The following is a 21,217-nucleotide window of genomic DNA, read 5'->3' on the forward strand; positions in this document are numbered from 1 at the left end:
AATAAGACAGAGGGACACTCTTGGTGACAGAAGGAACGTCCCTACATGTATTAAAAATCAGAGCGATAAATTTGAAGTCTCACTTGAGGTATTTTAAGAAATTTAATAACTGTTATATTTGGTTATAGAAATCTCGGCAAACCCTTGAAAATACTAAAATTTTCGTGGGTGTCCTCCCCGTCACATCTTGTATTGTGTTATATCGTTTTACCCTTGTTTATGAACCCTCATAAGGGAAAAAACAAGGGAAAGAATCAACTGAGAAAACATTGTTTTTGACCAGTTAGGTAGAAAAAATGACCACCTATTGATAAAGTATAGATAATAATCCTAATTCAGATATACTATAAAGCAAGAAAGGAGGAAAATCATGAAACTGAATATTAATATCGATGCGGAAGCTAAAGAACCTGAAATTATGATTACAACAGCACAGATGACGGAAGAAGTTAACAGAGTTGTTGATTTTGTAAGCAGATTAGATGATGCTCCAACAATTATTTCCGGTATCAGAGAGGATAAGGTCGCACTATTAGATCCGGATCACATAGTAAAGATTTATGCAGAAGACAGTAATGTTTTTACCCAAACTGACAATGGTACGTATCAAATTAGATTGAGACTATATGAAGCGGAAGAAAGATTGGATAACAGTAAGTTTGTAAGGATATCAAATTCAGAAATTGTGAATCTTAAGAAGGTTAAAAGCCTTGATTTAAGCTTTGTAGGAACAATTTGTATGGAATTATCGAATGGGACTGTAAGTTATGTTTCCAGAAGATATGTTTCAAAGATCAAAAAAGTATTAGGATTATGAGGTGACTAAAAATGAAAAAAGAATTATTTTCTAGAATATTTGTTGGATTATTGGGTGGAATTGTAATTAGTTATTTGATTACAATTGGAATTTCACTTGCAATCGGTGATGGTAGTTACTATTCATGTGTTCCGAGTTTGATTGAACGATTTGGCAATGAGGTAACAGCGATTATCATACAGACTGTTTTAAGTGCCGTTCTTGGAGCAGGATTTGCAGGAGCATCTGTTATCTGGGAAATAGATAAGTGGAGTTTATTAAAACAAACAAGCATTTATTTTGGAATTGTATCTGTACTTATGATGACAGTTGCATATATTTGCGAATGGATGGAGCATTCTGTTAAAGGTGTATTAAGCTATTTTGCTATTTTTGTTGCAATATTTGTTGTAGTTTGGATAGTACAATATTTGATTTGGAAGATACGTATTTATAAGATAAAAGAAGGCATTCAAAAGAATAATTAGTCGAAATACACAGAGTACAAATCGAAGATTTGTGCGGTGGGTGTATTTCGCTCTACGAGGCTGAAAAATGATTTGTGCTAAATATAAAAAGATTATGAATTTTTAGAAATTCATTGACAAAAGAATGGCATTTGGTTCAATAATATTGAAGGAGGGTCCTGCCGATAAGTGGACGTTCAAAAAGCGTTAGGGTCGCTACGGTGACACTACATTCAAGGACTATGGAAACATAGTCCTTGAAATATTTTAAAGAAGAAATGAATGATTCAAGCACCATTAGAAGTATATCGTATTGATATGAAATACATCAGAAACTTACATAATATAGATGACAGAGTTTTATCGGTATCTCCTCAGATTGGTAAGGACGAGCGACCTTTTCTTGGAGTGCTTGTTATTTGTAATGAACATAAGTATTGTGTTCCCTTATCTAAGCCAAAGGAAAAGCATGAAAAAATGAGGGATAAAATTGATTTCAAAAAGATTGTATGAATTGTAATTTTCCGCATTGAATATTAAGAGACTTGTTGGTGTATGTCTTTTGCTGTTTTATTATATTCTTTCAAAAAATGAAAGCTAATCTTTGAATAAATATCTTTTGAATTTAAGTGACGCTTGACACATTTTCCCCGTCTATTAGAGTGAAAGGCCTTAATACAAAGGAGGAGGAGAAGCCTATGGATGATAAGCAGATATTAGATTTATATTGGGAGCGCTCCGAAGCTGCTATATCCGAAACTTCAAAAAAATACGGAAAGTATTGCAGATACATAGCCTTTAATATTCTTCACAATGACGAAGACAGCGAGGAATGTGTAAATGATACTTATTTAAGAGCTTGGAACAGCATACCGCCTAACCGTCCATCTGTCCTAAAAACTTTTTTAGGGAAGATTACTCGCAACTTATCTTTGGACAGGTACGAACTGCTCAATGCAAAGAAACGTAATGGCGGGCAAATGCCATTGATTCTTGATGAAATACAAGAGTGCATACCATCGTTGGATAGTACAGAAAACATTGTTGAAGAAATTGCTCTAACGGATATTCTCAACCGCTTTCTTTCTTCCCTGTCATTAGAACAGCGAAAAATCTTTATGAGAAGATATTGGTACTTATCGCCCATTAAAGAAATTGCAACGGAATATGATATGAGCGAGAGCAAAATCAAGATGTCATTATTTCGTTCAAGGAACGAACTTAAAAAATTGTTAGAGAAAGAAGGTATCTCTGTATGAAAGAAAAGAAACTTTTAAGGGCATTGGGAAATGTCGATAATCAGTATATTAAGGAGGCTGAACCTATGAAAAAAACAAGTAAAATAACTAATCGGCAAAAATGGGTGTCTGTTGCTGCTTGCTTCGTACTCGTTGCTGTGATTGGAGTGGGAGTTTTTCAAAGCAATCTGTTTGGTACAAAAAACGATATTGCCACGCTGGATGGTGGAGAAACAATTACTTTTGTTAAAAATGACTTATCACAATCTTCAATTAACTTAAATGTAACAACAAGGCCCTTGAGCGATGCTGAGATTGAAATGCTTTTTGCAGACTTGCCTGTTACCGCAGATGCTTACTTTGATGCTGACAATCATAATATTCTGGGTCTTGAGGGAAAAATTGGTGATACAAGAATGGTAGTATCTAAACAGGGTGTAAATCTATTAGATACTATCATTGATGGAAATACAATCACTTCAAGTGTAGACGGCGTTGATATCAATGCAGGATATTTCGTAACAAAGTCAAATAGTCAAGGTATCAAAACCGTAATATATTATGCAACCTTTGATATGGGAGAGAACACTATTTATGTAGAGTATTCTGGCGTTGAAAATGAAAGTGAAACTGTAAAAAACAACTTGGTAGACACAATTTTGAAGTTGATTGAGAACGGTGCATTTGATTTGAGTCAAATCCAAGAATAATCAGGGACGTTCCTTCAGTCACCAAGAGTGTCCCCCTGTAACGAATAAGACAGAGGGACACTCTTGGTGACAGAAGGAACGTCCCTACAGCCGCGCCATATCTGCTGGTGTGTCAATGTCCATCAATTCAGTCTTGCTGGTGACAGGTAGCTGCCTTACCTGAGATTCGTGACTGTGGACAACGACATTTCCGCCTTTTCCTTGTGGGAGAGACATAAGCTCATCAAAATATTCTTTTGGAAATATCACAGGTGCTCCTGGTGTTTTGTCATAACACGTTCTCCATATATATGATGGCTCATTTTTAGAACATAATAATAGTGATGCTATAGATTCCGTCTTTATGAGTGGCTGATCGGAAGGAATAAAAGCACAGCGGTCAATATAAGAACCAATTGTATCCAGACCAAGACGGATCATATCATTCCGATATGGAGAGGAGTGAAGGATTACCGGTATACTATATTCTGTGCAAAGCTTTTCAATATCCTGGTGTATGGTGACAACAAGTCGTCTGGCAAACAAATCTTTTGTTATATCAAGTATCCACTTTATGAGTGGCTGTCCGTGATATTCAGCCATGAGCTTATTGCTGCCAAAGCGCTTTCCCTGTCCTGAAGCCATGATGATACATCCGGAATTGCCAAATGGTCTGTCAAGGTCAACAAGGAACACATCTTTATGGCTGCACAGCCAGTTTAGAAATGAGAGATCTTGTTTTCGAACGACCATAATGATCCGCTTTTTATTCATGAGCCTTTCGAAAGCTTTTTGATAATCGTATGATGTGTTTTCAAGATATCCAATTTCGTCTACAGTAATCCATGGTGCTGTTGTGTCTGCTAGGCTTTCTAAAAAAGCAATACATGTGCTGTTAAAGGCATCTTTAATGGGCTGCATGAGGTTCTCGCAACCTGTGGCATCAGAGCAGAATCTGCCTATACGTACAACTTCACCGCTAGAGTTGTTTTTCATGTATACGCCTTCTTTTGGAACGGCCCATGATGTAACTCCGGGCATTTGTCTGTCGAAAAGTGAAGAGAGAAGTGTTGATTTGCCACTTTTCCTGTCACCGGTAATAACGATATGTTTCTTTTGACTAGTCAGAAAAGATCTCCATATACAATTGGCTTCCAGCCTGAATACAGGCTTCTCTGTATTGTTCATATTTTTTCAGCCATTCCTTTCCCTCTGGTGTTATCGTGCTTCCCCCACCTGACCTGCCACCTGTTGTGCGGCTTGTAAGTGAAAATCCCAGCGCTTCTTCAGCATTTTTTATCATGCGGAATGCTTTGCTGTAGGCAAGTCCCATGGACTGGGATGCGGAGCGGAGAGAACCGGTTTTTTCTATAGCCAAAAGAAGGCGGTATGGGCCTTCACCAAAGAATTTCTCATCATTATCATCAAAAAATGTTATTTTAATAGCAGCTCTCAATGCATATCATCCTCCTTCATCATGACAAGCTGGCGCTTTCCCTGACGGTTGCAAAGTTCTCTGATACTGATTGTACCATAAACTTTGGACAGAAGCATTTCCATTTCCTCAATGGGTGTTTTATCGGGATATATTTCACCGATCAGCTTGGATTCAGATAAAACCAGAAGAGTGTTGCAGTAATTTAATGCAAGTGATGAATCGTGAAGCGTTACCAGAGACACCGCGCGGTTTTGTTCAACATAGCTGCACAGAAGTTTCATGATCTGGTAGCGCAGTCTGAAGTCCAGTGCACTTTCCGGTTCGTCCAGGAGTAAAAGCTTCCGTTTGGCCACAAATGTACGTGCCAGCAGGGCAAGCTGTTTTTGCCCCTCGCTCAATGTCTGGAAATTATCGTTTATCCGTGAATCAAGGCCGACCATTGCAAGAACTTCATGAGCTTTTCCTTTCATGGTATCAGTAGGGGGCTGAAGCAGCTTAAGCTCTGGGTTAAATCCCATCATGACAACATCCAAGAGAGATATGTCTATGGATATGCCGCTTTTTTGAGGGATATATCCACATAGCTGTGCTAGTTTTTTGTGAGGAATATGTTCCAGCTGGAGATTATCTAACTCGCAGCAGCCACTATGTGGAATCAAATTGGCAATAGCTTTGATAAGGGTTGTCTTGCCACAGCCATTCTCGCCAAGTATACCAACAATTGTACCTTCTTCTGCAGAAAAGCTGATATTATTTATCACATTTTGCACATCTGGGGTGTTGGTGCGGCTGCTGTGGTGGTAGCCGGCTGACAGATCGCATATGTTTAATATACTCATTTTACAGGTTTCCTCCTTATGCATAGATAGATAAGAAACGGTGCTCCTACGATACTTGTGAATATACTGACCGGCAGTTCTGTGGAACATACACTGCGGGCAAGGATATCGCCGAAAGTGAGAAGACATCCACCTATAAGACCACTCAGAAGCATAGTTGATAAGCGGTTATTTTTGAGCAGCATTCTGGCTCCGTGCGGAGCAAGCAAAGAAATAAAGCTGATAAGTCCTGTCATGCTGATCACACTTGAAGTTGCCAGGGTTGCGATCAAAAGAACCAGCATTCGCATCTGGTTAACATGCACTCCAAGCATTTGGCCCTCTGCGTCATCAAGGGAGAGCATTATGATCTGCCTGTACAACAGGAACATTATCAGCAGACAGACAGCGCACAGTATTACATTTGAACCAATGGAATATATGCTTATGCCATTAAGACTTCCCATGATCCAGTATTCAATTGATGCTAATTGTTTTTCAGGGTCGGCAGTCAGCTTCAGACACACAAGAGCGGTCTGGGCAAGACTGTGTACTGCTATGCCTGCCAGTACTATGCTTTTTCCATCACGTTCATATGTCAGCGATGACAGAAGCAGAACCAGTATCACACAGCATATGGCTCCGGCAAAAGCAGATATGGTTACAGACATTGTTCCGGACAAAAACAGAATGCCAAATGCGGCACCTGCGCTTGCACCTGAGGATACACCTATGATGTCTGGAGAAGCCAATGGGTTCTTAAAGACAGTCTGATATACAAATCCTGCTATGCCGAGAACAAATCCCCCTATACAGCCGATGATTCCGCGGCTTGCGCGAAGCGTGAGAAATACACGCCACTGCATGTCATCACCTTGCAGCAATCCATTCAGTGTAAGAGGATATCTTCCGACAAAAAAAGAAAATATACTAAGAGCTGCCAGAATGACAGCTCCCAGTATAATAGTTATTGTTGCTTTGTTTTTATTTTTACGCTTGTTATTAGTTGTTGATTCCATAGAATGTTTCATAATAATTTGTCATTTCAGTTGTATATGTGTCAGTTGATACCTGATCAGGATGAAGGATCCCTGCAAGCCATACAGATGCCAGGATTCCTGCAGGTACCGGGCTGTCCAATGCTTCCATGTCTCCAGGAATAGCATATACGTGGCTGCTTTTTACAGCAGTGCATTCTGCAAGGTTTGGATCGTTCATTATGTCATCTACTGTATATTCGGCATCCGATGCGATTATTATATAAGAAGGATCCCATGCAAGAAGCTGCTCATAGCTTATCTCGGCCCAGTAGGTGTCTGTGATAGAATCAGCTGCATTTTTTCCACCGGCAAGCTCGATGATGCTTGACTGATACATAGAAGGACCGGCAGTAGACAAGAATGATGAGTTGCCGGCAAGGTATACACTTTCAGGTTCTACGCCAGACAGAGCTGAAGTAAGCATATCCTTCTGAGAATCTATATATGCGAGCAGCTTTGCAGCCTCTGAGTTGGTGTTAGTTGCCGTAGCTATGGTGTTGATCATTTCTGTCAGAAGATCCTGACTTTCAGGATTGACGAGCAGTACTGTGATACCGAGGTCTGTCAGGCTCTGGGCTGCATCCTTAAGCTTCATTGGCAGAATAACCAGATCAGGTGAAAGAGCAGCGCATGTCTCAAGGTTGAACTCTTTGGCAGTTCCAACATTCGGCAGCTCAGTCAGTTCTGGTGCAGCAAGCTTATAAATAGGGCGCTTGTCTGCTTTTGCTTCAATACCGACAACCTTATCCTTAAGACCAAGAGCGATCAAAAGGCTTGAAGAAATATAGTAGCCGCTCACGATAGAAGATGGCTCTTTTTCAATTGTAACTTCACGGCCAGCCTGGTCGGTAACTGTTACAGGGTAGACAGTCTGTTCAGCATCTGCTTCAGTGGAAGATTCTTCGGAAGATAATTCTTCAGATGATATTTCTTCTGATGCTTCTTCACTGGAAGCTGATTCGGATACTGAAGCAGCTGTGGTGCTTTCCGTAGTACTCTGTGTTGTTGTAGCACTGTCTGTACCACAGGCTGTAAGTACTGCCAGCATAGTACAGATAAGTATGATAGATAGTTGCTTTTTAAAAGTTGTTTTCATGAATTCAATGTTCCTTTCGTTATTCTTGAAATAATACAACGGTATTGTAACAAAGCATCTTTTCAAAGACAAGCTGTTTTAATATAATATATTTTGAAAAATTATGTTTATATGTTAAAAGGAGCTTTTATGGTAACAATACAGAATTATGTACGCGCACAAAGTATTGATGAGGCATATGAACTGAATCAGAAAAAGGGAAGCTGTATTATCGGAGGAATGCTCTGGACAAAAATGCAGGATCGCCTGATACAGACAGCCATAGATATGTGTGATCTGGGACTTGATAAGATTGAAGAAAAAGATGACGAATTCATTATTGGTGCAATGGCATCACTCCGTCAGATAGAGCTGCATGACGGATTAAACAAATATACACATGGTGCAGTATGTGAAGCTGTGAAGGATATTGTGGGGGTTCAGTTTCGGAATCTCGCCACGATTGGCGGAAGTATATGGGGACGTTTCGGATTTTCGGACATTCTGACAGTTTTTTTAGCTATGGATGCATTTGTGGAGCTTTATCATGGTGGTATGATTCCTCTCAGGGAATTTGTCAACATGAAGCAGGACAGGGATGTGATTGTACATCTGATCATCAGGAAAACTCCCGGGGTTTTTGCTTATGCATCAGTCCGCAATCAGAGAACAGATTTCCCTGTCATTGCCTGTTCAGCATCATGCGTGGATGGAGAATACCGTCTGGCTGTGGGCGCAAGGCCTGGAAGGGCGATACTTGTTCTGGATGAAGAAGGCTTGCTCACAGGGGGACTTTCAGATGATACAGAGAAAGCATTTGCCAATTGGGTTTCTGACAAGGTTCCGGTTGGAAGCAATCATCGTGCTGGCGCAGAATACAGAAGCCGCCTGATACGTGTGCTTGGACAGAGATTATTGAAAAAAATTGAGGAGGAGCAGCAGTGGAAATAAAAGTTAAATTAAATGGGAAATTTGTCTCGGGAAATATAGCTCCTGATATGCTCCTTATAGATTTCCTGCGAGATCATGGCTGTTATAGTGTGAAACGCGGCTGTGAGACGTCAAATTGCGGCCTGTGTACAGTGCTTATGGATCAGACTCCTGTCCTTTCCTGTTCGATGCTTGCTGCTAGGGCAGATGGACACGAGGTGCAGACCCTTGAGGGCCTTCAGGATGAGGCGGCAGAATTTGCCGGATTCATTGCTGATCAGGGTGCTGATCAATGTGGTTTCTGCAACCCGGGTTTTGTGATGAATACAATAGCTCTTCTCAGAGAAAATCCTGACCCATCGGATGATGAGATCAGGGCATATCTTGCCGGGAATCTGTGCAGATGTTCCGGATATGAGGGACAACTGAGAGGAATCCGGAATTACTTAGACAGTAGAATTCCTGCAGATGACAGACAGTAAAGGGGTGAACTCATGGAACATAAAAAATATAATGTAGTTAATAAATCCGTTAGAAAAAAAGATTCTATGCAGTTACTTCTTGGCAAACCGGTATATGTGGATGATATCACTCCCGGTGATGCACTTGTTGTGAAACTGCTTCGCAGTCCACATGCGAATGCCATTGTGGAGGATATAAATGTCTCCATAGCAAAAAAAATACCCGGAATAGTAGATATTTACACATGGCAGGATGTGCCAAATAGCCGGTTTGCAATAGCAGGACAGACATATCCTGAGCCGTCACCGTATGACAGACTCATTATGGACCGCCATGTGAGGTGTGTGGGCGATGTGGTTGCAATCATAGCAGCTGAGGATGAAAAGTCAGCAATCAAGGCTATGAAACTCATAAAGGTAAAATATAAAATCTTAGAGCCTGTTCTGGATTTCCGCAAGGCAAAGGATAATGATATATTGGTTCATCCTGAGGACGACTGGTTCCCACCGGTTCAGGTAGGAGGCGATCCGAAACGCAACCTGATAGCAAGCGATATAGGCGGTGATGGCGATGTTGATGCTGTTATAGCTGACTGTGATGAGGTGCTGGAGAACAGATATCATATGAGAGCCTTTAACCAGGCTATGATGGAGACTTTTCGAACGTATACACACCTTGACCGTTATGGAAGGCTTCATGTAATTTCTTCTACACAGATCGTGTTTCATGTACGTCGTATTTTGTCAAGAGCGCTTGGCATTCCAAAGAGCAGGATCAGAGTGGAAAAACCACGTATAGGAGGCGGATTTGGAGCAAAGCAGACAGCGGTAAGTGAGGTGTATCCTGCATTTGTGACCATGAAGACAGGACGTGCGGCCAAGATCATATTTACGAGACAGGAAAGTCAGATCGCAGGCTCGCCGCGCCATGAGATGGAGGTGAGAGTCCGTCTGGGAGCAGACCGCGATGGACATATAAGGGGACTTGATCTGTATACGCTGTCCAACACAGGAGCGTATGGGGAGCATGGACCTACAACAGTCGGACTTAGCGGGCATAAGTCAATTCCATTATATACGGGAGGTCTTGAGGCATATAGGTTTGGATATGATGTTGTATATACGAACACTATGGCGGCTGGTGCATACAGAGGCTATGGGGCTACACAGGGAATCTTCGCACTTGAGTCTGCGGTGAATGAACTTGCGGAGAAACTGGGGATAGATCCGACCGTGATCCGTGAGCAGAATATGCTGCGCGAGGGAATGAAGATGCCTGCGTATTATGGTGAAACGGCAAATGCGTGTGCTCTTGACAGATGTATGGCCAGATGCAAGGAGATATTTAACTGGGATGATAAATACCCTGTCAGGGACATGGGAAACGGAAAAGTCAGGGCTGCAGGAGTAGCAATGGCCATGCAGGGTTCTTGTATATCGAATGTGGATGTGGGATCTGCAACGGTCAAGCTTGCGGATGATGGTACATTTAACCTGATAATCGGTGCTGCAGATATGGGAACCGGATGTGATACTATCCTTGCACAGATGGTTGCGGAGTGCATGGACTGCTCGGTTGATGACGTGGCGGTATTTGGAGCAGACACAGATGCTTCACCGTATGATTCCGGCTCATATGCTTCATCCACTACGTATGTAACAGGAAAGGCTGTGGAGCTTGCATGTGATAAATTGAAAAAGAAGCTGTGCGCAATTGCAGCAGGAATGCTTGGATGTGAGCAGGATGAAATGTATTTCGAAAATGGCAGGGCATATCGGACAGGAACAGATCAAAGCGTTTCTTTGGCTGATATAAGTGTTAAGGATCAGGTCGCAAATGATATTGCTGCTGTAGCCACAGTCTCTCATTCATCTCCGGTTTCACCTCCTCCATATATGGTCGGAATGGTTGAGATAGAACTTGACAGATATACAGGAGAAGTGAAGATACTGGATTATGCTGCAGTCGTGGATTGTGGCATAGCCATAAACCCGGCACTGGCACGTGTTCAGGCAGAGGGAGGCATAGTCCAGGGAATAGGACACACTCTGTTTGAGAACATCACCTACAATGCGAAGGGATGCCCGATAGAGTCGAGTTTCATGCAATACAAGATACCAACCCGTCTGGATATGGGACATTTGAGAGTGGAATTTGAAAACAGCTATGAGCCTACAGGTCCTTTTGGAGCCAAATCGATAGGAGAAATAGTTATCAACACTCCGGCACCTGCTATTGCACATGCCATATACAGGGCGACAGGTGTATGGCACAGAGAACTGCCGATCACACCGGAGAAGATTCTTATGTCCATGCCGGAAGAGTGATTGGAGATAACATAAGCAGAATAACAGAATCTGTAATATGAAAAAAATATACAGGAGAAAACAACAGATGAAAAATAAGTTTAAACTTTCAGAAACAGCATTCCAGCTTGATGGAAGGATGCCTCTTTCCCAGGCGATACCTCTTGGACTTCAGCATGTCCTTGCAATGTTTGTCGGAAATTTGACACCATTATTGATTATCACAGGAGCATGCGGACTGGTCGGTGGTGAATTTGCTGATCTTCAGCTTTCACTGCTTCAGAACGCAATGCTCATCGCGGGAGTTGTCACCCTGATACAGCTTTTCTCAATAGGACCTGTTGGAGGAAAGGTGCCGATCATTATGGGTACATCTTCAGGTTTTATAGGAGTATTCAACAGCGTGGCGGCAACCATGGGCGGTGGAGTGCTTGCGTATGGTGCGATTATGGGCGCATCCATTATCGGTGGCTTATTTGAGACTGTGCTTGGTTTTTTCCTGAAACCTCTGCGCAGGTTTTTCCCGGCTGTTGTAACAGGTACAGTGGTTTTATCCATTGGACTCAGCCTTATATCGGTGGGAATAAATTCATTTGGAGGTGGAAATAATGCTGCAGACTTTGGCTCCATGGAGAACCTTCTGCTCGCATTATTTGTCCTTGTGGTCATCCTTTTCTTTAAGCACTGGACAAAAGGATTTTTAAGTTCGTCATCTATTCTTTTTGGAATAATCGCAGGTTATATCGCAGCGATCATAATGGGACTTGTTCTTCCGAGAACAGGTATAACTGCTGATGGTGTGGAATATACAAAAGCCTGGGTGCTGAACTGGGACAAGGTGAAAGATGCTTCCTGGTTTGCGATTCCACAGCTCATGCCTGTAAAACCGGTGTTTGATGTGCGAGCAATCCTTCCGGTGCTCATAATGTTTATTGTAACAGCGGTGGAAACTGTCGGTGATATATCAGGTGTTATGGAAGGTGGCCTTGGAAGGGAAGCCACAGATAAGGAACTTTCAGGTGGTGTGATGTGTGACGGTCTGGGTTCATCTCTTGCAGCGGTGTTTGGAGTCCTTCCAAATACATCGTTCAGCCAGAATGTGGGACTTGTAGCCATGACTAAGGTCGTCAACAGATTTGCGCTTGCAACAGGAGCGATATTCCTGATATTATGTGGTCTTTGCCCTAAACTTGCAGCACTGGTATCAATCATGCCTCAGTCAGTGCTTGGTGGAGCTGCAGTTATGATGTTTTCTTCGATAGTTATCAGTGGTATTCAGCTCATAACAAAGGAACCATTAAGCGCACGCAACCTGTCCATAGTTTCGGTAGCACTGGGCGTGGGCTATGGAATGGGAGCCAATCCTGGTATTCTAGCAAATGCCCCTCAGCTGCTCCAGCTTGTTTTTGGAGGCTCAGGAATTGTTCCTGCGGCAATGGTTGCAATTCTGCTTAATATTATACTGCCTAAAGAAAAGTAGTAATAAGGAACGTCCCTGTTATATATAACAAAAAGTTGCGCTACAAAAGTAGTTGTTGATAACAAAAAAATATGCTAACATAAAAATAGTAGTTTCCGAATGTATGTTCGACATAGTATAATATATACTGTATATACATTTGAGACTGCTATTTTTTAGCTTGAAGAAAAATATATAGTAATAAAACATATTCGGTATGGAGGAGAAGTTATGTACCTTGTGATAGACGTAGGCGGAACATTTATAAAGCATTGTGTGATGGACAGAGATGCTGAGATAATGGAGAAGAATAAATTCCCTACACCTGGAAGATTTGGGAATGGACTGGAGAACATACAACAGGGGCTGGATGCATTCCTTGATGCACTTCAGTCGATATATGATGGATATAAGAAAAGATATGATATACAAGGAATAGCTATATCACTTCCTGGACAGGTGGATGTGGACAACGGGATATGTTATGCCGGCGGAGCCTTGCCTTACCTTGACAAAGCGCATATAGGCGAGCTTGTAAGCGAGAGATGCGATGGACTTAAGGTGGCTCTTGAGAACGATGGCAAATGTGCCGCATTGTCGGAGATATGGCAGGGAAATGCAAAGGACTACAACAGTGCTGTTGTATTGGTATTTGGCACAGGTGTCGGTGGAGGAATAGTCATAGACAGAAAGATACTTCACGGCAGAGGTATGGTTGCCGGTGAGATGTCGTACCTGTTTGAGGATGTGAACAGGGATAATATAGACAAACTTGTACCGCTTGAGGCGAATCTCAAGAATACAAAGAAACATGTAAAACTTCCGGACAATGTCACCTGGACGATGCAGGCATCGGTAAGCTCACTCAGAAGAGAGGTGGCAGCAGTCAAGGGCATGAGGGAAGATGAAGTGTCAGGTGAGATGATATATGAGTGGGAGACTGCCGGTGATAAGGCGGTCATAGATGTGCTTGAGGACTGGTATCTGAACATCGCGAAGCACTGCATGAATATACATGTCATTCTTGCACCGGACATCATACTCCTTGGAGGTGGAATCAGTGCGGAACCGAGGTTCATACAGGGCGTGAAGAAGTACGTGGATAAGCTTGCAAAATTTTCAGTGATCTATAATGAGATGCAGGTTGGACTGTGCAAATTTGGCAACGATTCCAATCTCATAGGAGCACTTTTCAACTATCTTCAGAAGTATGAGGGTGCCCACTAGATAAGAAAACGGAGATCATATCAGGATGAAACACAATGACGGAAAAGAGACGGACATCAGAATGAAGCACAATGACGAAAAAGAGACTGACATCAGAATGAGCGCAGAAAAGAGTAAAGAAAGAAGCATAGAAAAAAGCATAGAAAAAGGCAAAGAAAAAGGCAAAGAAACGAATACAGAAAAGAACACCGATTATAGAAAAAAATCGCACGAGATGGATATGTTAAATGGTTCACTGGCGCTTAAGATGCTTATATTTGCCATGCCACTTGCCGCCAGCAGTATACTGCAGCAGCTTTTCAATTCGGCAGATGTAGCTGTGGCAGGAAGATTTGCAGGAAGTGATGCCCTGGCGGCCGTTGGAAGCAATGCGGCGGTTGTTGCCCTGTTTGTGAATGTGTTCGTGGGGCTTTCAGTGGGTGTGAATGTTCTTGTGGCCCATTATATAGGCCAGAACAAAAAAGATTCCATAAGCAGGTGTGTGCATACCAGCGTGAAGTTTGCCCTTATATGCGGAATAGTTATGCTTGTTGCGGGAATGTTTGTGGCAAGACCGATTCTTGAGGCCATAGATACCCCTGAGAGGGTGCTGGATCAGGCTGTACTTTATTTGAGGATATACTTTGTGGGAATGCCGTTTATCATACTTTATAATTTTGGAGCGGCTGTGCTCAGAGCTATAGGTGATACAAGGCGTCCGCTTTACTGCCTGATAGTTTCAGGTGTACTCAATGTTGTACTCAACCTGTTCTTCGTGTGTGTGTGTAAACTTGGAGTGGCAGGCGTCGGCATGGCAACGGTCATATCAAATGTTGTCAGTACGGGAATAGTCATGTATATATTGATGCATGAGGAAGGTCCACTCAGACTCGATATAAAGAATATACGAATAGATAAAGTGTGCCTGGGAAAGATACTCAGGATAGGAGCTCCATCAGCGATACAGACGGCAGTTTTCTCATTGTCAAATGTGCTGATACAGGGCGGAATCAACAGCTTTGGTCCTGATGCTGTGGCAGGCTCATCCACGGGTCTTAATTTTGAATATTTTGCATATTTTGTCATATCCGCATACGCACAGGCAGCAGTGACATTTGTGAGCCAGAATTATGGTGCAGGTGAGAAGGAGAGATGCAGAAAAGCTCTCAGGATTGCCATGTTAGAGGGCATGCTTATGACGGCTGTGTTCAGCAGTGCCATGATGCTTTCAGGGGATTTTCTTGTGAGATTTTATACAACAGATACAGAGGTTATAAAGTATGCACTTATAAGAATGAAGCATGTCATGCTCCTTGAGGCGATGACAGGAACATATGAGATGACAGCTGCGGCACTCAGAGGCCTTGGCAGATCCATGCTGCCGGCTATTATAACAGTTGTGGGTTCAGTAGTGTTCAGGATCATATGGATATATACGGTGTTTGCGCGATATCATTCTTTTGGCATGCTTTTGAACGTGTATATAGTTTCATGGATAATAACAGGTACGGCGATGATAATCGCCTACATACTCGTATCGAGGAAAGTGCTGGGGCATACACGGGCCGGCGGGAAAGCTGCTGAGACGGCTGCTGTATAGTATGTGACCCAAGGCACATAAGCATCAGAAAGAGAAGATTAAGACTGAGCAAGAAGTGACAGGGGGATTGGCTGTGGATAGGGATAAGAAAGATAGAACGTATATTGCGATAGATCTGAAATCCTTCTTTGCATCGGTTGAATGTGTTGAGCGCGGACTTGATCCACTGACCACCAATCTGGTAGTGGCAGATGCGTCGAGAACAGAGAAGACCATATGTCTTGCTGTTTCCCCGTCGCTGAAGAGCTATGGTATACCTGGAAGAGCCAGACTGTTCGAGGTGGTGCAGAGGCTTAAGGAGGTCAATGCCAGCAGGAGAACACTTTCACCCGGTGGAAACTTTTCCGGGGAGAGCTGCGATTCCAATGAGCTTGCGGAGCATAATGAATTTGCGGTTTCGTATATAGCCGCTCCGCCACGTATGGCATATTACATGAAGTACAGTACGGATATATATAACATCTATCTGAAGTATGTAGCACCAGAGGATATGCATGTGTATTCCATAGATGAGGTGTTCATGGATGTGACGGATTATCTTGGGATATATAAGATGAGTCCGCACGATCTTGCCATGACGATCATACAGGATGTGCTTGCACAGACCGGTATAACAGCAACAGCAGGGATAGGAACGAACCTCTACCTGTGTAAGATAGCGATGGATGTTGAGGCAAAGCATATAGCCCCGGATAAGGATGGAGTCAGGATAGCAAGTCTTGATGAAATGTCGTACAGACAGAAGCTGTGGAATCACAGACCGCTCACAGATTTCTGGAGAGTGGGAAAAGGATATGCGAGAAAACTTGAGAGTCATGGACTTTATACAATGGGTGATATCGCCAGATGCTCACTGGGACATGACGATGAGTATTACAACGAAGATCTGCTGTACAGATTATTTGGTATAAATGCAGAGCTGCTCATAGATCATGCATGGGGCTGGGAGCCTTGTACCATTGCAGATATCAAGGCTTACAAGCCGGAGAGGAACAGCATAGGTTCAGGACAGGTGTTGTCATGCCCATACGAATATGAAAAAGCCAGACTTATTATCCGTGAGATGACGGATCTGCTCGTGCTGGATCTTGTGGATAAGAATGTCAAGACAGATCAGATGGTCATAACAGTGGGGTATGATATAGATAATCTCAAAAAGAACGCTGCGGGAGCGAAATTTTCCGGAGAGATACAGACAGATATGTATGGGAGAAAGATACCGAAAAGTGCCCATGGAACGGTGAATCTTGGAGAGTATACATCATCTACAAAGGTCATCATGGATGCGGTGACCGGATTGTTTGAAGAGATCGTAGATCCTTTATTGTATGTCAGAAGGATATATGTCACGGCGAACAATATCATATCGAATACTGCGGCACATGAGAAACAGTCAGCAAGGCAGCTCAGTCTGTTTGATGATTTTGGAGACGGGGCAGCAGAGACGGAGAAAAAGCAGCAGGATATGAAGCGGGAGCAGAGCATGCAGAAAGCGATGATAGAGCTCAAGAAGAAATTTGGCAAAAATGCAGTCCTTAAGGGAATGAATCTTGAGGAGGGCGGTACGACGATAGAGAGGAACGGACAGATAGGCGGTCACAAGGCTTAGGAGGGGCTTATGGAAGATAATTACGATGACATAATACAGCTTCCACATCACGTGTCCTCTGTTCATCCGCACATGTCTATCCATGACAGAGCAGCACAGTTTGCCCCGTTTGCCGCACTCACAGGACATGGAGCAGCCATAGCGGAGACTGCAAGGCTCACCGATGAGAAGTTGGAGCTGGATGAGAGTCAGAAAATGGTTCTTGATCAGAAACTGTTGAATATAATGCATAATGCAGACAAAAAATGTGTGAGTATAGAGTATTTTGTAAAGGATGACAGAAAAGCTGGTGGAAGATACGAACATGTGTCGGGATATATACGCAATGTTGACGTATATGGGAAAAAGATAGTTATGGAAGACAGAACCGAGATACCGATAGATGATATATATGATTTAAATATTGATCAGAATGGAGATGTATATTTGCATGAATAGAGAGACTATGGTGATAGCACACAGAGGAGCGAGTGCCCTTGCGCCTCATGAGAATACACTTGAAGCGTTTCAGATAGCTATAGATCTGAAGGCGGATATGGTGGAGTTCGATGTGAGGAAAACCAGTGATAATATACTCATAGTATTTCATGATGGAACTATAGACGGCAGAAAGATAGGAGATATGACATACAACAGGATCAACGATATTGCATCAAAAGAAGGCTACAGAGTGCCTACGCTTGACGAAGTCCTGGAACTCTGCAGCGGAAAGATATGTCTTGATATAGAATTAAAGGAGAGCGGATACGAGAGGCGTGTCATAGATCTTGTCAAGGGGAGATTTGGATACGGTGAGTTCTCGATAAAATCCTTCAAGGACAAAGTGTCGTACAATGTGAAGGCCATAGACCCGAGGATAAAGACCGGACTGCTCGTCGGTAAGAAAAAGGCTAAGCTCGGTGTCAGATTGAATGAGTATTTTCCTGAGAGAAGAATGAGACGGTGTAAAGCGGATTTTATATCGCCGAATTATCTTCTCTGCACGAAGAAATTTGTGAAGAGAATGAAGCGCAAGCACATACCGGTATATGTGTGGACTGTGAATGATCCACACTGGATGAGACGTATGTGCAGACTGGGCGTAGATGCAGTGATAACAGACCGCCCGGATATAATGCGTTGAAAGACCTAGAAATATTTGTTATATTATTCTATAGGTGGAGGAGTTGTACATAGGAGGATAATATGAGCAAAGTACTATACTTTGATTACGCGGCATTCTGCGTGTTTACTCTTATCATGGTCTCAGTCATCATGAAGAAGATGACCAGAGGCAAATTAAACAGGCAGTTTCAATTTGTTCTGACCATTGCAATGGTTGCCACAGCGTTTGATATAGGCGCCATCGCATTTGACAATATGGGTGAAAGGCATGTAGTCACCCAATACATATTCCATACGGGATATCTCTTTTTCCATGTCGTTTCATCGGCTATGTATGCCGCTTATGTGGTGAACATAGTGGATGCCATACATATATTCAGAGGTAAAGTGAAGAGTTTCATACTGGCACTTCCAACGTTGCTGTGCATGATCATGCTCGGAGTTAATTTTTTCACTCCGTGTGTATTCAGTATAGGCGGACAGGGAGAGTACAGAAGAGAGTTTTTCATGACATTTCTGTATGCTGCCGGAATATTTTATATGATTCTGGGCTTCATGGTTGTTACGAGATATCACAGGAGACTTACAAGAGGAAGATTTGTATCAACCATAGCGATATTCCCATTGGTTGTTGTTGCGGCCGTATTTCAGATGTTTAACCCGGATATTCCGATTGAGATGTTTGCAAATGCGATTGGATTACTGTTCGTTGCGTTGCTGATACAGAGTCCGGAGCAGGTTATAAGCAGTGCCACGGGCCTGAACAAGATCACAAGATACATGGACGACGTGAGAAATTCTCTGGATAATGGCCTTGATATAACGGTAGTTATGATAACTATGGAGAATGACAAGACTCTTCGCGGGATTCTGGGAGTTGAGGAATATCATAAGCTGCTCAGGGAGATCTCTGAAGACTTTTTAGAGTGGAGCAGACCATACGGATATGATGTTGAGTGGTATTATCTGGGAACCGGAATGTTCAGATGTGTCATGAACCAGCGTATCAAGGATCAGGCTGAGGATTTTGCGGAGCGGATAAACGAGAAGCTGAAGAAGGGATATAAGTATAATGATATGTTTATAAATCTATTGCCGATAATATGTATCACCAGATGTCCTCAGGATATAGAGGATGTTGACAGTGTGATGCGGTTTGGCGGTGAGCTTGCTGAGCACGAGTATACAGGCCGTGTTCTCTATGCCAGAGATATCTATAACAAGGAAAGATATGATCTGATGCGGGACATGGACATGATACTTGATAAGGCATTTGCCGAGAACAGGTTTGAGGTTTACTATCAGCCGATATACAGCATAGATTCTGGAAAGTATAACAGTGCTGAGGCACTTCTGAGATTAAATGATGATATGTATGGATACATTTCGCCGGAGATATTTATCCCTGCTGCGGAGGAGAATGGAATGATCCATAAGATAGGTAAGTTCGTTCTTGAAGAGGTGTGCCGTTTCATAGCTGGAGAGAAATTCAAGAATCTCGGACTGGAATATGTTGAGGTGAATCTGTCGGTCATCCAGTGCATGAGCAGTGAGTTATCAGAAGACGTGCGGGCGGTGATGGAGCGTTACGGAGTCAGCAATGAGCAGATAAATCTTGAGATTACTGAGACTGCGGCTGCCTATGCTCAGACGACAATAATGGACAATATCAACAGTCTCACAGATTATGGTATTGCATTCTCACTTGACGATTTTGGAACAGGTTATTCCAATATGAAGAGGATAGCATCCATGCCGTTTGCGATAGTTAAGCTGGACAAGACATTTGCGGATATAGACACAGATGACAAGATGATGAAGGTTGTCAAGAACACCATAAGCATGGTTAAGGATATGAATATGAAGATCGTAGTGGAAGGCGTGGAGACGGAGGAATCCCTCAGGGAGTTCAGCAATCTTGGAGTGAATTACATTCAGGGCTATTATTTCTCAAGACCATTGCCACAGGATAAGTTCATATCAGAGGTGAAGAGAGTTAACCAGAGCTAAGAGAAAGGACGGCGTATGACAGATATAGAGAACCGGGTCGTTGATGAGGTAGAGAAGGTCGTAAAGGGAAAAAGAGATATAATAATCAAGGTCTATGCTGCCATACTTGCGGGTGGACATATACTGCTTGAGGATATCCCGGGTGTGGGCAAGACCACTCTTGCAACGGCATTTGCCAGAACTCTGGATATGAAATATAACAGAGTCCAGTTTACACCGGATGTTCTGCCGAGTGACATAATGGGATTTTCCATGTACAATGCAAAAAGCGGTGAGTTTGAGTACAGAGAGGGTTCAGCGTTCTGTAATCTGTTCCTTGCGGATGAGATAAACCGAACATCGCCTAAGACTCAGTCGGCACTCCTTGAGATCATGGAGGAAAAACATGTGACAGTCGATGCTGTTACAAGGGAACTTCCGCAGCCTTTCACGGTCATGGCAACCCAGAATCCGGTTGGTTCGTCGGGAACGCAGATGCTTCCGGAGTCCCAGCTTGACAGATTCATGGTGAGACTTTCCATGGGATACCCATCCCACGAGGCTGCGGTGCAGATACTTAAAGGTCAGGAATTTGTACCTATGGACAGTGTAGAGAGAATAGTGACGAGAGATGAACTGATAGGTCTTCAGGATAAGGCGAGAACTTTGAGTGTGCATGATTCAATATTTGATTACATAGTGACTCTGGTTGAGGCTACCAGGGAGAGTGAGCTCTTCTCGATGGGAGCAAGTCCGCGAGGCGCAAATGCACTTCTGCGGATGAGCAGAGCAATGGCGGTGCTCTCTGGAAGAGAATATGTTGTGCCGGGAGACATAGCAGAGGTGTTCAACGACGTGCTTGGGCACAGGGTAAAGCTTGCAGCCCGTGCCAGAGCTAATGGAATGACTGTCGCAGAGGCTCTGGATGAAGTGAGAAGTCAGGTTAAGGTTCCAAGGACTTAGAACTGAGAACATAAGAGATATAAGTAAA

21 protein-coding genes are annotated in these 21,217 nt (G+C 42.9%); 16 read left to right on the top strand and 5 right to left on the bottom strand.

Going from position 1 to position 21,217, the window contains the following annotated elements:
* Positions 1-370 precede the first annotated feature (370 nt).
* The 5 genes from ARA78_RS01750 (at position 371) to ARA78_RS01770 (ending at position 3,211) form a co-directional block, all read left to right on the top strand.
* Positions 371-817, top strand: coding sequence for a LytTR family DNA-binding domain-containing protein (locus ARA78_RS01750; RefSeq protein WP_055279894.1), 447 nt, complete (start codon positions 371-373; stop codon positions 815-817).
* Between the two features lie 11 nt (positions 818-828).
* Positions 829-1,284, top strand: a complete 456-nt coding sequence (locus ARA78_RS01755) for a DUF3021 domain-containing protein (protein WP_004853253.1) — start codon at positions 829-831, stop codon at positions 1,282-1,284.
* A 261-nt stretch (positions 1,285-1,545) separates the two neighbouring features.
* Positions 1,546-1,776, top strand: coding sequence for a type III toxin-antitoxin system ToxN/AbiQ family toxin (locus ARA78_RS14510; RefSeq protein ID WP_015534180.1), 231 nt, complete (start codon positions 1,546-1,548; stop codon positions 1,774-1,776).
* A gap of 185 nt (positions 1,777-1,961) precedes the next feature.
* Positions 1,962-2,522 carry an RNA polymerase sigma factor gene (locus ARA78_RS01765; protein WP_044998344.1) on the top strand — a complete coding sequence of 187 codons (561 nt, stop codon included), beginning with the start codon at positions 1,962-1,964 and terminating at the stop codon, positions 2,520-2,522.
* Positions 2,519-3,211 carry a hypothetical protein gene (locus ARA78_RS01770; RefSeq protein ID WP_004853247.1) on the top strand — a complete coding sequence of 231 codons (693 nt, stop codon included), beginning with the start codon at positions 2,519-2,521 and terminating at the stop codon, positions 3,209-3,211. The genes ARA78_RS01765 and ARA78_RS01770 overlap by 4 nt, the downstream gene beginning before the upstream one ends.
* Positions 3,212-3,295: 84 nt before the next feature.
* On the opposite strand, the gene ARA78_RS01775 is transcribed toward ARA78_RS01770, so the two are convergent.
* The 5 genes from ARA78_RS01775 to ARA78_RS01795 are packed head-to-tail and all read right to left on the bottom strand — an operon-like array spanning position 3,296 to position 7,534.
* Positions 3,296-4,378 (bottom strand): nucleotidyltransferase family protein, encoded by a 1,083-nt coding sequence (locus tag ARA78_RS01775; RefSeq protein ID WP_242849636.1) that lies wholly within the window; start codon positions 4,376-4,378, stop codon positions 3,296-3,298.
* Entirely contained in the window at positions 4,311-4,646 is a 336-nt protein-coding gene (locus tag ARA78_RS01780) for a winged helix-turn-helix domain-containing protein (protein WP_055279896.1), read from the bottom strand. Before ARA78_RS01780 ends, ARA78_RS01775 begins: the two co-directional genes overlap by 68 nt.
* Complete coding sequence (locus ARA78_RS01785) at positions 4,643-5,467, bottom strand: ABC transporter ATP-binding protein (protein WP_055279897.1); 825 nt, start codon at positions 5,465-5,467, stop codon at positions 4,643-4,645. The genes ARA78_RS01780 and ARA78_RS01785 overlap by 4 nt, the downstream gene beginning before the upstream one ends.
* Positions 5,464-6,477, bottom strand: a complete 1,014-nt coding sequence (locus ARA78_RS01790; RefSeq protein ID WP_242849637.1) for a FecCD family ABC transporter permease — start codon at positions 6,475-6,477, stop codon at positions 5,464-5,466. The genes ARA78_RS01785 and ARA78_RS01790 overlap by 4 nt, the downstream gene beginning before the upstream one ends.
* Positions 6,449-7,534, bottom strand: a complete 1,086-nt coding sequence (locus tag ARA78_RS01795; RefSeq protein WP_242849638.1) for an ABC transporter substrate-binding protein — start codon at positions 7,532-7,534, stop codon at positions 6,449-6,451. The genes ARA78_RS01790 and ARA78_RS01795 overlap by 29 nt, the downstream gene beginning before the upstream one ends.
* A 177-nt stretch (positions 7,535-7,711) precedes the next feature.
* On the opposite strand from ARA78_RS01795, the gene ARA78_RS01800 reads away from it, so the two are divergent.
* The 11 genes from ARA78_RS01800 to ARA78_RS01850 all read left to right on the top strand — a co-directional run bounded on the left by ARA78_RS01800 (position 7,712) and on the right by ARA78_RS01850 (position 21,189).
* Positions 7,712-8,512, top strand: coding sequence for an FAD binding domain-containing protein (locus ARA78_RS01800; protein WP_055279900.1), 801 nt, complete (start codon positions 7,712-7,714; stop codon positions 8,510-8,512).
* Positions 8,503-8,973: a (2Fe-2S)-binding protein gene (locus ARA78_RS01805; protein WP_055144146.1), complete on the top strand. Its 471-nt coding sequence runs from the start codon at positions 8,503-8,505 to the stop codon at positions 8,971-8,973. The genes ARA78_RS01800 and ARA78_RS01805 overlap by 10 nt, the downstream gene beginning before the upstream one ends.
* Before the next feature lie 12 nt (positions 8,974-8,985).
* Positions 8,986-11,280, top strand: a complete 2,295-nt coding sequence (locus tag ARA78_RS01810; protein WP_055279901.1) for a xanthine dehydrogenase family protein molybdopterin-binding subunit — start codon at positions 8,986-8,988, stop codon at positions 11,278-11,280.
* Between the two features lie 67 nt (positions 11,281-11,347).
* Positions 11,348-12,739 (top strand): uracil-xanthine permease family protein, encoded by a 1,392-nt coding sequence (locus tag ARA78_RS01815; protein ID WP_022216044.1) that lies wholly within the window; start codon positions 11,348-11,350, stop codon positions 12,737-12,739.
* 210 nt (positions 12,740-12,949) lie between these two features.
* The gene (locus ARA78_RS01820) at positions 12,950-13,945 is read left to right on the top strand and encodes an ROK family protein (RefSeq protein ID WP_055279902.1); all 996 of its coding nucleotides are present in this window, start codon (positions 12,950-12,952) and stop codon (positions 13,943-13,945) included.
* 25 nt (positions 13,946-13,970) lie between these two features.
* On the top strand, positions 13,971-15,524 hold the full coding sequence (locus tag ARA78_RS01825) for an MATE family efflux transporter (protein WP_242849639.1): 1,554 nt from the start codon (positions 13,971-13,973) through the stop codon (positions 15,522-15,524).
* A gap of 73 nt (positions 15,525-15,597) precedes the next feature.
* Positions 15,598-17,133, top strand: coding sequence for a DNA methylase (locus ARA78_RS01830; protein ID WP_055144162.1), 1,536 nt, complete (start codon positions 15,598-15,600; stop codon positions 17,131-17,133).
* A 9-nt stretch (positions 17,134-17,142) separates the two neighbouring features.
* Positions 17,143-17,571, top strand: coding sequence for a hypothetical protein (locus tag ARA78_RS01835; protein ID WP_055144164.1), 429 nt, complete (start codon positions 17,143-17,145; stop codon positions 17,569-17,571).
* Complete coding sequence (locus ARA78_RS01840; RefSeq protein ID WP_055279903.1) at positions 17,564-18,256, top strand: glycerophosphodiester phosphodiesterase; 693 nt, start codon at positions 17,564-17,566, stop codon at positions 18,254-18,256. Before ARA78_RS01835 ends, ARA78_RS01840 begins: the two co-directional genes overlap by 8 nt.
* 62 nt (positions 18,257-18,318) lie before the next feature.
* On the top strand, positions 18,319-20,247 hold the full coding sequence (locus ARA78_RS01845; RefSeq protein ID WP_055279904.1) for an EAL domain-containing protein: 1,929 nt from the start codon (positions 18,319-18,321) through the stop codon (positions 20,245-20,247).
* A 15-nt stretch (positions 20,248-20,262) separates the two neighbouring features.
* The gene (locus tag ARA78_RS01850) at positions 20,263-21,189 is read left to right on the top strand and encodes an AAA family ATPase (protein ID WP_022216037.1); all 927 of its coding nucleotides are present in this window, start codon (positions 20,263-20,265) and stop codon (positions 21,187-21,189) included.
* Positions 21,190-21,217: the final 28 nt, after the last annotated feature.

The organism is Coprococcus eutactus (assembly GCF_001404675.1).
Classification (GTDB): Bacteria; Bacillota; Clostridia; order Lachnospirales; family Lachnospiraceae; genus Coprococcus; species Coprococcus aceti.